Source organism: Microbacterium sp. E-13 (assembly GCF_049912955.1).
Classification (GTDB): Bacteria; Actinomycetota; Actinomycetes; order Actinomycetales; family Microbacteriaceae; genus Microbacterium.
The window spans coordinates 402,904-415,854 of record NZ_CP183973.1 but is presented as its reverse complement, the minus strand read 5'-3'; the positions used below and the strand labels follow the sequence as shown (position 1 = coordinate 415,854).

General features: G+C 73.1%; 11 protein-coding genes. 5 read left to right on the top strand and 6 right to left on the bottom strand.

Annotated features, from left to right (window positions below):
- Positions 1-61: 61 nt before the first annotated feature.
- Genes ACN9MP_RS01960 through ACN9MP_RS01950 form a run of 3 tightly spaced genes read left to right on the top strand, consistent with a single transcriptional unit; the run spans position 62 to position 3,416 of the window.
- Positions 62-1,204 (top strand): glycosyltransferase family 4 protein, encoded by a 1,143-nt coding sequence (locus ACN9MP_RS01960; RefSeq protein WP_426323455.1) that lies wholly within the window; start codon positions 62-64, stop codon positions 1,202-1,204.
- The gene (locus tag ACN9MP_RS01955; protein ID WP_426323453.1) at positions 1,201-2,304 is read left to right on the top strand and encodes a glycosyltransferase; all 1,104 of its coding nucleotides are present in this window, start codon (positions 1,201-1,203) and stop codon (positions 2,302-2,304) included. Before ACN9MP_RS01960 ends, ACN9MP_RS01955 begins: the two co-directional genes overlap by 4 nt.
- Entirely contained in the window at positions 2,301-3,416 is a 1,116-nt protein-coding gene (locus ACN9MP_RS01950) for a glycosyltransferase (protein WP_426323451.1), read from the top strand. Before ACN9MP_RS01955 ends, ACN9MP_RS01950 begins: the two co-directional genes overlap by 4 nt.
- Positions 3,417-3,855: 439 nt before the next feature.
- On the opposite strand, the gene ACN9MP_RS01945 is transcribed toward ACN9MP_RS01950, so the two are convergent.
- Positions 3,856-5,016 carry a glycosyltransferase family 4 protein gene (locus tag ACN9MP_RS01945; RefSeq protein WP_426323449.1) on the bottom strand — a complete coding sequence of 387 codons (1,161 nt, stop codon included), beginning with the start codon at positions 5,014-5,016 and terminating at the stop codon, positions 3,856-3,858.
- Between the two features lie 98 nt (positions 5,017-5,114).
- On the bottom strand, positions 5,115-5,732 hold the full coding sequence (locus ACN9MP_RS01940; RefSeq protein ID WP_426323447.1) for a hypothetical protein: 618 nt from the start codon (positions 5,730-5,732) through the stop codon (positions 5,115-5,117).
- A gap of 296 nt (positions 5,733-6,028) precedes the next feature.
- Here ACN9MP_RS01940 and ACN9MP_RS01935 point away from each other — a divergent pair, with 296 nt between their 5' ends.
- A complete protein-coding gene (locus ACN9MP_RS01935) occupies positions 6,029-7,840 on the top strand; it encodes an ABC transporter ATP-binding protein (protein WP_426323445.1) in 1,812 nt (603 codons plus the stop codon).
- A 52-nt stretch (positions 7,841-7,892) separates the two neighbouring features.
- On the opposite strand, the gene ACN9MP_RS01930 is transcribed toward ACN9MP_RS01935, so the two are convergent.
- Positions 7,893-8,744 (bottom strand): hypothetical protein, encoded by an 852-nt coding sequence (locus tag ACN9MP_RS01930; RefSeq protein ID WP_426323443.1) that lies wholly within the window; start codon positions 8,742-8,744, stop codon positions 7,893-7,895.
- Complete coding sequence (locus ACN9MP_RS01925; protein WP_426323441.1) at positions 8,741-9,697, bottom strand: glycosyltransferase family 2 protein; 957 nt, start codon at positions 9,695-9,697, stop codon at positions 8,741-8,743. Before ACN9MP_RS01925 ends, ACN9MP_RS01930 begins: the two co-directional genes overlap by 4 nt.
- A 134-nt stretch (positions 9,698-9,831) precedes the next feature.
- Between ACN9MP_RS01925 and ACN9MP_RS01920 the strand changes: the two genes are divergently transcribed.
- Entirely contained in the window at positions 9,832-10,878 is a 1,047-nt protein-coding gene (locus ACN9MP_RS01920) for a glycosyltransferase (protein ID WP_426323439.1), read from the top strand.
- 16 nt (positions 10,879-10,894) lie between these two features.
- On the opposite strand, the gene ACN9MP_RS01915 is transcribed toward ACN9MP_RS01920, so the two are convergent.
- On the bottom strand, positions 10,895-11,785 hold the full coding sequence (locus tag ACN9MP_RS01915; protein ID WP_426323437.1) for a polysaccharide pyruvyl transferase family protein: 891 nt from the start codon (positions 11,783-11,785) through the stop codon (positions 10,895-10,897).
- The gene (locus ACN9MP_RS01910; RefSeq protein ID WP_426323435.1) at positions 11,782-12,948 is read right to left on the bottom strand and encodes a glycosyltransferase family 4 protein; all 1,167 of its coding nucleotides are present in this window, start codon (positions 12,946-12,948) and stop codon (positions 11,782-11,784) included. Before ACN9MP_RS01910 ends, ACN9MP_RS01915 begins: the two co-directional genes overlap by 4 nt.
- Positions 12,949-12,951 lie beyond the last annotated feature (3 nt).

Genomic DNA, 12,951 nt, shown 5'->3' with positions numbered 1-12,951 from the left:
CACTACGCGGCGGCGGCCCGGATGGCATCGCCCCGCCGTGGGCCCGCCGATACAGTGAAGCGTGGCCCGGATCGTGCAGCTCGCCCCGTTCATCGGGCCGGGTTCGGGCGTTCCCGGGGTGGCCTACGATCTCGGCCGCGAGTTCCGGGCGCTGGGCCATCAGGTGGAGAGCTTCACCTTCACCACCGCCCGCGCCGGCAGACCCGACCCGTTCCGCGCCCGCGGCCGGTGGAGCGCGCGAGCGCTGCAGTCGTGGCGCACGGTGTGGTTCAGCACGGTCGGCACGCGGCGGGCCCGCGCCTTCCTCGCGGCGCGCCCCGACGCCGTCTCGATCTGCCACGGCAAGGTCGTCGCCGGAGACGTGTACGTCAACCACGGCGTGCTCCTCGCTGCGATGCACGCGCACGGGTCGGGGATCGGCGGATTCCTCCGCGACCCGACCCACCTGTTCAGCTTCGTTCGCGATCGCGCGCGACTGCGCTCCGACGTGCACCGCCGGGTGGTGTGCCTGACGGAGGAGGAGGTCGCCGCGCTCACGCGCACGTTCGGCCGCGTGCGACCGCCCGTGGTCGTGATCCCCAACGGCGTGGATCTGGAGCGCTTCCGGCCGCCGGCATCCGCCGCCAGGCGGGCAGCCCGCGAGCGGCTCGGACTCGACGCCGAGCACCGCGTCGCACTGTTCGTCGGACACGAGTTCGAGCGCAAGGGCCTCTACCTGGCGATGGAGGCGCTCGTGCAGGCCACCACCGTGCTGCTGCTCGTGGTCGGCGGCACCCGCTCGATGGTCGCCCGAGCCCAGCGTGAGGCGGAGCGCGTGGGCGTCGCCGACCGCGTGCTCCTCCTCGGTCAGCAGTCCGACCTCTCGGCGTACTTCGCCGCGGCCGACATGTTCGTGCTGCCGAGCTCGTACGAGTCGAGCGGCCTGGTCTTCCTCGAGGCGCTCGCCAGCGGGCTCCCGGTGGTCGCGACGCGCGTCGGGATCGCGCCCGAGGTCGTCGAGGACGGCCGCAACGGCTGGCTGGTCGACCGCGACCCGCTCGAGCTCGCGCAGCGCCTCGAGGAGCTGGCCGCGGCCGAACCCGGCAGCTTCACCGAGGCCGCCCGACGGAGTGCGGAGCCCTACGGGTGGCGGTCGATCGCGGAGCGGTACGTCGAGCTGCTCGACACCGTCCGCGCCGAGCGGGAGGCGGGAGCCCGCGCATGACCGACGACGCGCTCCGGATCCTCCACGTGGTGCGCACGCGCAGCTTCGCCGGCGTCGAGCGGTTCGTGCTGCGCCTCGCCGTCGCTCAAGCCGCCGCCGGCCACCGTGTGGCGGTGATCGGCGGCGATCCGGCGCGCATGACCCCTGCCCTGCGAGCCGCCGGCGTCGGCTTCGCCACGTCGGGGAGCAGCATCCATGACATCCTGCTCATCCGCCGTGCCGCCCACGATGCCGACATCGTCGCCACCCACATGACCGCGGCCGACGCCGCCGCCGCGACGGCGCTGCTGGGCCTTCCCGCCGCGCTGGTGGCGACCCGCCACTTCACCCGCCGACGCGGCAGCCGGGGCCCCCGCCGGGTCTACCCGGCGATCGAGCGCCGCATCGACGCCGAGATCGCGATCAGCGACGCCGTCGCCCGCTCCATCGGCCTCCCCAGCACGGTGGTGCACTCGGGAGTGGAGGATGCCGCCTCTCCGGCACCGGCGGCACGCACACGCACCGTGCTCATGGCGCAGCGCCTGCAGCCCGAGAAGCGCACCAGGACCGGCCTGGAGGCCTTCGCCGTATCGGGGCTGGCCGACCGGGGCTGGCGGCTGCAGATCGCCGGCGACGGACCGGAGCGGGAACTCCTGCGAGCCGATGCCAGCACGTTCGGGATCGCCGGCTCCGTCGAGCTCCTCGGGTTCCGCGACGACGTCGCCGACCTCTACCGTCGCGCCGGCCTGCTCCTCGCGCCCTGCCCGGTGGAGGGGCTCGGGCTGTCGCTTCTGGAAGGGATGGCGACCGGGCTCCCGGCGGTCGCTGCCGACGCCGGCGGCCATTCCGAGATCCTCACGGGCCTCGATCCGCGGGCCCTCTTCGCCGCGAACGATGTGGCCGCGGCCGCCCGGTCGCTGCGCGCCCTGGCCGACGACGAGGCGGGCCGCGCCGCGCTGGGCGCCGCCGGGCGGGAGCGGCAGCGCGCCGAGTTCTCGATCTCGTCGCAGCTCGCCGGCACCGAGGCGGTGTACCGCCGGGCGATCGCCTCGCGCCGGGCCGGCCGGCGCGAGGGCGTCCCCCGCGCCGCGGGAGCGGCGACGGGACGGCGGGCACGATGACCGACCTCGTCGTGGTGTCGCTCGAAGCGTGGGACAAGGTGTGGCGCCGCAACCAGCACCTGGTGTCGAGGATCCTGCAATCCGACCCGCAGGTGCGGGCGCTGTTCGTCGAACCGCCCGCCGATCCGCTGCACGACCTGGCGTCGAGGCGTCGCCCGTCGACGGGTTTCGGCCCCGTTGCCGCGGGATTCGGCGGTCGGCTGATGCGGTTCCGGCCGGTCAAAGGGCTTCCCCGACGCCTCGATCCCCGCGCTGACGAACGACTCGCGCGCGCGGTGCGGCGTGCCGCCGCAGACGCCGGGATGCGGCATCCGCTGCTGTGGCTCAACGATCCCCGCGCGGCCGACCTCGCCCGGTCGACCGGCTGGCCCACCCTGTACGACCTGACCGACGACTGGCTGGCCGCCGAGCGCCCCGGCCCGGAACTCGATCGCATCCGCCTCGGCGAGGAGTGGCTGCTGAGCAACGCGGCGGCGGTCGTCGCGTGCTCGGCCGAGCTGGTGCGGCGAAAGGCGCCGCTGCGCGACGGCATCCACCTCATCCCGAACGCCGTCGACGTGGCGGCGTACCGCACGCCGCGGCCGAGACCCGCCGACCTCCCGCCCGCCGCTGCCGTCTATGTCGGTACCCTCCATCGCGACCGGCTCGACCTCGACGTCTGCGTCGCCACGGCGCGAGCCGTCGGCGACCGCGGCCGCGTGGTGCTGGTCGGCCCGAACGCGATGGACGGTGCCGACACCCGAGCACTCGAAGCGGCCGGGGTGCTGGTGCTCGGAGCCCGCCCGCACGACGATGTCGTCGCCTATCTGCAGCACGCCGACGTCCTGCTGGTGCCGCACGCGGTGACCCCGTTCACCGACAGCCTCGACCCGATCAAGCTCTACGAGTACGCGGCGGTCGGCCGCCCGGTGGTGTCGACGCCGGTCGCCGGGTTCCGGGATGCCACGGACCCGCGCGTGCGGCTGGCGGCAGCATCCGTCTTCCCCGACGTGGTCGCGTCGCTGCTTCCCGCGACGAGCCGCTTCCCCGAGGGCGCCGGTGACGGCGCGCCGGACTGGGACGACCGCGCCGCCGCGATGCGGGCGGTGCTCGACGGCATGCTCCCGCGCTGACACCGGCATCTCCTTCCACAGGTAAACCGCGCTCCCACAGGACCGGAAGGCCTCAGACCGTCCTGTACACCCCCGGTCGACCTGTCGAACCGGGGGATCCCGACGCGCGGGCCTCGCTCGCACCGCACCGCACCGCACCGCACCGGCATCCCTTCCACAGGTAAACCGCGCTTCCACAGGACCGAAATGCCGCAAACCCTCCTGCACAGCCCCGGTCGACCTGTCGAACCGGGCCGAGATGCGGGATGCCGACGCGCGAGCCCTGCCCGACGCCGCCGGGATCCCCTTCCACAGGAAAACCGCGCTTCCACAGGACCGAAACGCGGCAAACCTTCCCGCAGAATCCCGGTTGACCTGCCGAACAGGGGTGGGGATTGCGGATCGGATGCCGCGGACCCGCGCCCGCGCGCCGGGGCCGGGTCGGGCCGGGGCCGGGCCGTCAGAGCTGGTCGACCACGGCGTCGAGCCGGCGCCACGACCACGACCAGTCGTGCTGCTCGGCGCGGGCGCGGGCCGCCGTCGCGAGCGCGGCGCGCCGCGCGGGGTCGGCGATCAGCCCGCGGAGGGCGTCGGCCAGCGCCGCCGGGTCGTCGGGCGGCACGAGGATCCCTGCATCTCCCAGGGCCTCGGGGATGCCGCCGATGCGGCTGGCGATGATCGGCAGGCCCGTCGCGAGCGCCTCGCCCACGGTGAGCGGAGACGGGTCGGGCCAGCGCGACGGGACGACGAAGACGTCCGCCGTGCGCAGGAGCGCCGGCAGCTCCGCCCGTGCGACGAACGTCTGGAAGCGCACATCGGCCCCGCTCCGCACCGCGAGCTCGCGCAGCTCCCGCTCGTGCTCGCTGAGCGGGGCATCGGCAGCGAATCCGGGCCGCCCCACGATGAGCACCTCGAGTTCGGCACTGTCGAGCTCGGCACCGTCGAGCTGGGCGACCGCGCGCAGCAGCACATCGGCGCCCTTGTCGGGGATCACCCGGCCCATGAACATGACGCGCACCGGACCCGGCAGACGGGCGTCTGCCGGCGCGAACTGGGCGGTGTCGACGCCGTTGCCGACGACGTGCACCCGCCCGCGCAGCGCCTCGGGCAGACGGGCGCGGGTGCGCGCCGCGAGCGATTCGCTCACGCACACGATCGCCGCCGCGGATCGCAGCATCCGTCCCGCCTCGGCACGCGAGTAGGTGCGGAGCAGGTCGTTGTGCGCGTAGAGCACCACCCGGTGCGGGGTGTCGCGCAGCAGCCACACCAGGATCGGAGCGTTGTGGGCCAGCACGATCGAGGGCGGCTGCGCGCGAACCGCCTCGGCGATCGGGCGGTAGTACGCCGCGACGGCTCGGCGGGGCATCCCCAGTCGCCCCCGCACGGCGTCGGCGTACCGCGCCCGGCGATCCGGTCCGCGAGCCCCGGCGTACTCGATCGCCACGGCGCTGTCGTAGCGCGGCTGCCACGTCGAGCGGTCCACGACGACCGCCGGGCGGGGTTCGCCGTCCCGCACAGCGGCACCGGCCAGGCCGTGCACCACCGTCGGGATGGCAGAGCCGGTCAGCGGGGAGAAATGGTCACCGGGGGTGATCACATGGATGATGCGGCGACCCGGCACGCGCCCATGCTACGCGAGGGCCGGCGAGCGGACCCGCCCTGCGAACGCCAGAGGCGCCGGGAACGTGTCCCGGCGCCTCTGGGGCTGTCAGTCCCAACTCACACGGGGTTCGGGTAGAACGGCGGGTCGCAGGTCGGCGCTCCCTGCGGGAACGGGTTCTTCGACGAGCACGGCGGGAACGACGAGACGTGCACGGGGCCGGCGACGACCGGAGTGTGATCCGGGTCGGTGAGCGTGCAGGTGCCGCCCGTCGTGTCGACGGAGTGACCCCACGTGACCGTCAGGGTGACGTCTTCCTCGGTGTTGGCGCTGTTGTTCGAGTTGGCGTAGACGAGGATCTTGATCGTGGCACCCGCGGCGATGGGCGTGCAGAACGCCGGCGAGATGCACCGCACGTCGAAGTCCAGGGTGCCCGCCGTCGTGATGTCGACGTCGGTGATGTAGATCGTCTGGTCGTCGGTGTTCGTGATCTGGATCGGGAAGGCGTACGCCTTGTTGGTGTCCAGTCCGGGGCAGTTGGCGTATACGTCGCCGCAGCCCTGGTTGCTGGCGCCGGGCAGCTTACACGCCTGGCCGATGACGACCCTGGGCGGGGAGCCCGAGATCGCGAAGGCCGGCGCTGGAGCGGCGATGGCGATCGCGGGAACCGCCCACGCCATGGCCTTGGTCACAGTCCGGCGGCTCACGCCGGACTTCTGCGGTTCGAGTTCTTCCATCTTCCCAGTCCCTCCCAGAGCTGGTGATCGTCCGACTGGACGTTGTCAGCTGAATTCGACTGAGGTCCCAACTTCCCCAGCGTCAGGTATCGCACTCCGCGTGGTCGACAGAACCCCATTCCGCGCAAAGAGCGATGCGTGGATGCTATCGCATTCGCGTAGCCCACGCACACCCCCTAACGTGTTCGTAACATGCGGGGGATCTCGGGGCGAAGCTCAGGCCCTGACCAGGCGTTTCCGCGTGCGAGATAAGATGCGGGAGCCTGCCGATCCGCGCGCGCAGGCGGAAGGTCGTCATGACAGCCCCTGAGCGTCCCCCACGGTTGATCCCGCAGCTGCGCTCTCTCCTGCTGCTCGCCGACGCGCGCCCGGGCGGATGGGCGGCCTCCACGGTCGGCGCGTCGCTCGTGCTGGCGGGCCTGGACAGCCTCGGCGTCGCCGCGATGATCCCGCTCACGCAGCTGATCGCCGGCGCCGACACCGACACCGGCTTCCTCGGCTGGATCTCGGATGCGACGGGGATGTCGACGCCGCAGCAGCTCATCCCCCTCGTCGCCGGCGCGGTGGCCGTCCTGTTCATCGGCAAGAGCGTGGCGGCGCTGATGTTCCGATGGTGGCTGCTCGGCCGCACCACGCGCGTCTCAGCGACCCTCGCGCGCGGGATGTTCCGCCGCTATGTGCTCGCGCCGTACGCGGACCACCGCACCCGGCGCCTCAGCGAGGTGTACCGCAACATCACCACGAGCACCTCGCAGGCCACCGGGGTGCTCCTGGCGACGATCAGCATGTGCACCGATCTGATGATGCTCGTCGCGATCACCGCGGTCCTGGCCTACACGGCTCCGCTCGTGACGATCCTCACCGTCGTCATCTTCGGCGGCTTCGTCGTCGGCCTGCAGCGCGCGTTCCGCAGGCGCCAGTCACAGCTCGGCGAGGTGACGAGCGAGTCGGCGCTCGAGGCGTGGCAGTTCCTCATGCCGGGACTCGACGGCTTCCGCGAGGCGCGGCTGACATCGAGCTCCGAGCGGTTCGTCGACGGCTTCTACCAGGCTCGCCTTCGCGGCGCGGACGCGAGCCGCACCATGGGGATGCTGGCAGAAGCGCCGCGCTATGTGCTCGAGATCGGCTTCGTCGTGATGATCGGCGGCATCTCGCTCGTGCTGTTCGCCACGGGCTCGCCGAGCAATGCACTGACGGTGCTCGGCGTGTTCGGTGCCGCAGCCCTCCGGGCGCTTCCCACCTTGAACCGGGTCAGCGCGAACCTCGCGACCATCCGCACGGGGCAGATCGGGCTGGAGATCGTTCTGAGCTCCACCGCGGAGCTCGACGAACGCGGCTCGCACGTCGAGACGCCGGTCGACGAGACCCCGTATCGCGGCGACATCGAGCTGCGCGGCCTGACCTTCCGGTACGCGGATGCCACCACCGACGTGCTGACGGACCTGTCGCTGACCATCCGCGAGAACGCCACGACGGCGTTCGTGGGCTCGAGCGGCGCCGGGAAGAGCACGCTCCTCGACCTGGTGCTCGCCCTCCAGGACCCGACGTCCGGCACGATCGAGTGCGGCGGTCGCTCGATCTTCGCCGATCGCGCCGCGTGGTACGCCGGGCTCGGCGTCGTGCCGCAGGACGTGTTCCTCGTGAACGACACGCTGCGCGCGAACATCGCCTTCGGCGTCCCGGTCGAGGGCATCGACGACGCGCGGATCGCCGAGGTGGTGCGCATGTCGCAACTGGGCGAACTCGTCGAGAGCCTTCCCGAGGGGTTGGAGACGGTCGTCGGCGAGCGCGGCGTCCGGCTCTCGGGGGGCCAGCGTCAGCGTCTGGGCCTCGCCCGCGCGCTGTACCGACGCCCCAGCGTGCTGGTGCTCGACGAGGCGACGTCGGCGCTCGACAACGCGACCGAGTACGAGATCGCCGAGACTCTGCGCGGTCTCCAGGGCAGCATGACGATCCTCATCGTCGCCCACCGGCTCTCGACGGTCCGCGGCGCCGACACGCTGGTGTTCCTCAAGGACGGCCGCATCGAGGCCACGGGCACCTTCACCGAGGTGCGCGACGCGAACACGGAGTTCGCCCGGCTGGTGGCCCTCGGCGAGCTGAACTGACGGCGAGCTGAAGTGACGGCGAGCTGAAGTGACGGCGCGCTGAAAGGACGGGCTACGGCTCGAGCCGCGCGAACGACGGCAGTGAGATCACCCGATACCGCTCGAACGGCTTCCGCGTGAACGGTGCACCGGCTGCGGTGAGGTACGGATGCCGCATCCGCCGGCGCCACCGATCCAGCTCGCGATCCCAGTCACGGCCGCGCGCGTGACCCGAGACGGCGCGCTTCTCGGCCATCTGCGCCTCGGTGCGCACCCAGCTGAGGTGCAGCAGCGCCTGGTCGCGCGGGATGACGTGGTCCACGCGGGTGGTCGACGGCCGCGCCGGATCGGTGTTCCACGCCGACACGTCGACGCGGTAGGTCGGCACGCCCGCCGCCTGCCGGGCGTGGCTCAGCGTCGTGCCGGCCCGCACCGCCACCGGTCCGGGGTAGCTGGACTGCGTCGACCAGAACCGTCCGCACGTCTCGAGGAAGCGTCCTGAGGACGAACGCGCGTAGAGCACGCGTGCCGGGTATTCGACCGCCGACGCGCCGCGCGCCTCCGCGGCATCGATCGCCGCCAGGAAGGCGACGGGATCGGCCACGACCTCGTCGGTGTCGAGCTGGAGCACCCAGTCGGCGCCTTCGGAAGCGGCATCCAGCGCGTCCTGTCTCTGCGCCGTCTCGGCCCACATCGCCATCAGCTCGGGGTTGCTGAAGCGTCCCGGGCGCAGCACCACCTTGCCGTCCGAGTCGGCCGCGGCGATGCGCGAGAGCGACTCCTCGGTCGACAGCGGATGCCCCGACCACGAGAGCCCGTCGGCGTCGTAGGAGACGACGATGCGGTCGACGAGCCCGTAGAACGAGCCGATGCCCTGCGCGATCCATGCCGGGTCGCCGGCGAGCACGTAGGCGTGGAGCTTCACGACGCGCGCGCCTGGGCGCGGACCGCGCGCACGCTGGCGACGAGGCCCGCCGCCGTTCCGCCGATCCCGATGGCCGCGCGGCGCACCCCACCGCCCGCGCCCGTGAGCTTCGCGCGCCACCCGGGCCGCCTGATCGCCGCGACAGCGCCGCTGCGGACGTCGCGCCCCGCCGTGCGCATCGCCGTGGCGAGGTAGCGGCGGAAGACGGGGTCGCGGTGGCCGAGGGTCGTCGCGAGCAGCACCACGTGGTTGCGGGCGCCGTAATAGCGGTAGCGGGAGTCGAATCGCACGCCCTTGGCGTACTGGCCGGCGACGTGGCGCACGACCGCGCGAGGTGCGAAGACCACGCGCCATCCGGCGCGCCTCAGCCGCAGCGGCATGTCGGCGTCCTCCCGAAGGCACGTGCCGGGGTAGAAGTCGTGCACACCACCGACCCGCCGGGCGGCCTCCAGGCGGTACGACATGTTGGCGCCCAGCATGTGGTCGGTCTCGATCACCCGCCCGGGGTCGGCCGCGAAGTACCCGGTGAGCCGGCCGTCCGGCAGCAGGCGGCCGATCTGGCCGAGACCCTCGCGATCCTCGTTCGGCTGCCCGTTGAGGGCGCGTCCGCCGACGGCGCCGATCGTGGGGTCGTCGTAGGGTCGCAGCAGCTCCTCGAGCCATTCCGGGAATGCGTACGCGTCGTCGTCGATGTAGGCGACGACATCGGCGTCGACTCCCTCGATCCCGATCGCGCGCGAGGTGGCGAGCGTTCCGGCGCCGTGGTCGTTGCGACGGTACTCGACCCCCTCGAAGCCCGCCACCACCTGCCGGGTCAGGTCGTCGGGAGAGGCATCCACCACGATCGTGCGCGCGGGCTTCACCGTCTGGGCGGTCAGGTGCTCGAGGCACGTGCGCACGTGGTCCGGCCGCCGGTAGGTGGCGACGACGACCACCGCTCGCAGATTCGTCATTCGGCGATATCCCCAAGGGTCGTGAGGCGACCGATCGCCGCCGAGCACCCATTCAACTAGATTCGTGGACGGATGCGCACGCGTCCGCGCCCTCGATCTCGCCGGGGAGGCACCGCATCGCATCGCCACGACGCTTGAGCATCGCCACCATCGCCACCGATGCGCCGATGGGCGCGCAGGTCTATCAGGAGCAGGTGGCGGCGCGCGCCCAGGCGGCGCTCGACTCCGTCGCCGACGGCGCGTGGGCCGTGAGGCGCGTGATCGCGCGCTCGATGCGGTCGCCGCTTGCGGGGACGCACCGGCTGCCGCTCGCCCGCGTCACGAGGGCCGATCCGCGGCTCCGGCGCGCGCTCGGTGGGCTGCTGTACGGAACGGATGCCGTCACCCACCGCATGAACCTCGAGCTGCCGCCTTCGCCCCACGCCGACGTCGTCACGCTCCATGACGTGGTCGCCTGGCGGTTCCCGGACGAGTCCGCCCCGGTTGCCGCGGCTCCCGGGGAGCTTCGACGCGCCGCGGCGGTCATCTGCGTCTCGGAGTTCACCGCGCAGGAGGCGTCGGACCTGCTCGGCCTCACGGGCGTGCACGTCATCCCGAACGGGGTGGACGAGAAGTTCTTCGACGCGGCCCCCCTGCCGGCGGCGGAGCTGCGTGAGCTCGGTCTTCCGGAGCGGTTCGTGCTGCACGCGGGGGGTGCCGCCGAGCGCAAGAACCTGGCAGCCCTCGCCGCCGCGTGGCCGCTCGTGCGGCGCGAGCGCCCCGGGCTGAGCCTCGTGCTCAGCGGGCCACCGCACCCGCGGCGCCGGCAGCTGTTCGAACGGCTGGAAGGGACCGTCCTCGCCGGGCGGCTGCCCGACCACGTGATGCCACGGGTGGTCGCCAGTGCGCAGGCGGTCGTCGTCCCCTCGACGTACGAGGGCTTCGGCCTTCCGGCGCTGGAGGCGATGGCCGCTCGGGTGCCGGTCGTGGCCGCGGCTACCAGCTCGCTGCCCGAGGTCGTCGGCGACGGTGGCCTGCTGGTGTCTCCGGATGCCGCGGCCATCGCCTCCGGCCTGCTCGACGTCACGTCGGACGACGCCGCCGTCGCCGGCATGGTCGCCGTCGGGCGGACCCGCGCCGATGCATTCACCTGGGAGCGGTGCGTGGCGGCGCATGCCCGCGTGTGGACGAGCGTGGGCTGACGCCTCCGGTGCCGGCTCAGCCGGACGTCAGGGCGCCGCGCGGGAAGGGGCGCAGACCGGTGATCTCGTCGTCGAGGCGCCCGATCGCACGAACCAGTCCGTCGCCGAGCCGGGCGACCGTGTCGCGGTCGGCGGACCAGGCGGCACGGCGCAGGTCGGCGAGCGGCATCCCGTCCCTCCAGGTGACGCGGCGAGAGCGCCCCGGCGTGACGGCGGCCTCGTAGTCGCGGAACTTGAAGTCACCGCCGCCCAAGGGCGGTTCGAGCGTCATCCAGACCGCCGGGATGCCGAAGGAGTCGGCGGTGACGAGCCCGTGGAGCGACGTGGTCACGATCAGCCGGCAGGCCGCGATCTCGCGGACCGCGCGGCGGCCGCTCTGGTGCACGTTGACGATGCGCGCGCCCGGCGTCGCCGCGGCGAGTGCGGCGAGGCCCGCATGGGCGCGGTGGTGCCCGTGGGGGACGAACCCGACCTCCCAGCGCACCTTCGGCCGCCGGGTGCGGCGTGAGACGAGCAGCCCCGGGTCTCCGAACGCGACCTCGCCGGTCGCCTCGATCCGGTCCCGCGTGAGCGGGCCGCGAACAGCGAGCACGTGCGCCTGCGGCAGCGGATGAGGCGCGTCGTTCATCAGGCCGCTGCCCCACACGGCACCGCGGAAGTCCGGCGGCAGGAACTCCAGCACGCTTCCCACCCCCGCGAGCTGTGCGTGCTGCGGCATCCGGTGCACCGGAACCACCCCGTACGCGGGCAGCAGCCACGGCGTCAGATCGTCCCCGAAGTTGGGGTGGCCGTCCCACCAGTAGGCGGACACGACGCGCCCGTGCCGCCAGACCTCCGGCACGAGCGCGGCCTGCGCAAGGCGGCGGACGCCGCGAACCCGGCGCGGCCAGGGGTCGTGGTACTTCATGCCTCCGCCCTCGCGTCCGCGTCGACCAGCTCGTCGAACACCGCGGCGTAGGAGCGCGCCACCGACGGCCAGCCGAACTCGCCGACGCGCGCGTGCCCGGCTGCCGCCAAACGGGTTCGCAGCGCGTCGTCGGCCGTCACCCGGCGCAGGGCCTCCACCAGCGCCTGGCGGTCGAGGGGGTCGACCAGCAGTGCGTCGCTCCCGTCGTGCACGAACTCGACCGCTCCCCCGCGATTCGTCATCACGAGGGCGGTGGCGGCGCGCCACGCCTCGAGCGCGACGATCCCGAACGACTCGGCGCGGCTCGGCACGACCACCGACAGGGCGCCGGCCATCAGCTGCGCGACCTCGGCAGGGTCGAGGCGTCCGAGCAGCCTCACCCGGTGCGCCACGCCGCGGGCGGCGGCCAGGGCCTCCAGGGCGCCCGCCTCGGGTCCGTCCCCGCCGATGACGAGCTCGACGCCGGGATCGAGACCGGCGTCCGCGAAAGCCTCGATGAGCAGGTCGAACCCCTTCATGCGGCCGAGCCGCCCCACGCCCAGCACGTACCTCCCGGCGGGCAGCTGCATCGGCTCGCCGAGAGGGATCGGGTCGACGCCGTTGCGCACGATCCGGCCCTCGGCGGGGGCCAGCCCGTAAGCGCGCCGGAGGTCGTCGAGCACGTACTGCGACGGCGCGGTCACCGCGGCGGCCGCCGCGATGGCGCGGCGGAGCCCCGCGCGCATCCGGCGCGAGCGGTGGAAGACACCGCGATCGTCGGCGAGCGTCTCTCCGTGCGAGGTCACCACCAGCGGTGCCCCGACCCGTCGGGCGAGCGCCTCGGCGTACAGTCCGTTGGGTCCGAAGCACTGGATGTTCAGCACGGCGGGACGGAACTCGCGATACGCGTCGGCCCACGCTCTCCGCGCCGGCGGTCCCTGCCGGGCGAACCGCATCATCGCGCCGGCGGATCGCGCGGGGAGGGGTGTCGGCAGATAGCGGACGCGAACACCGTCCTGCTCGACCACGCCGAGCCCTTCGCCGCGGTCCACGGTCCAGACCTCGGCGGTCCACCCGGTGTCGCGCAGCGCGTGCGCGACGCGGTCGACGTGCGTCTCCACTCCGCCGACGTACGGCGCGAACGATGACGAGATCAGCGCGACTCGGCGGGCGGCTCCCGGCATCGG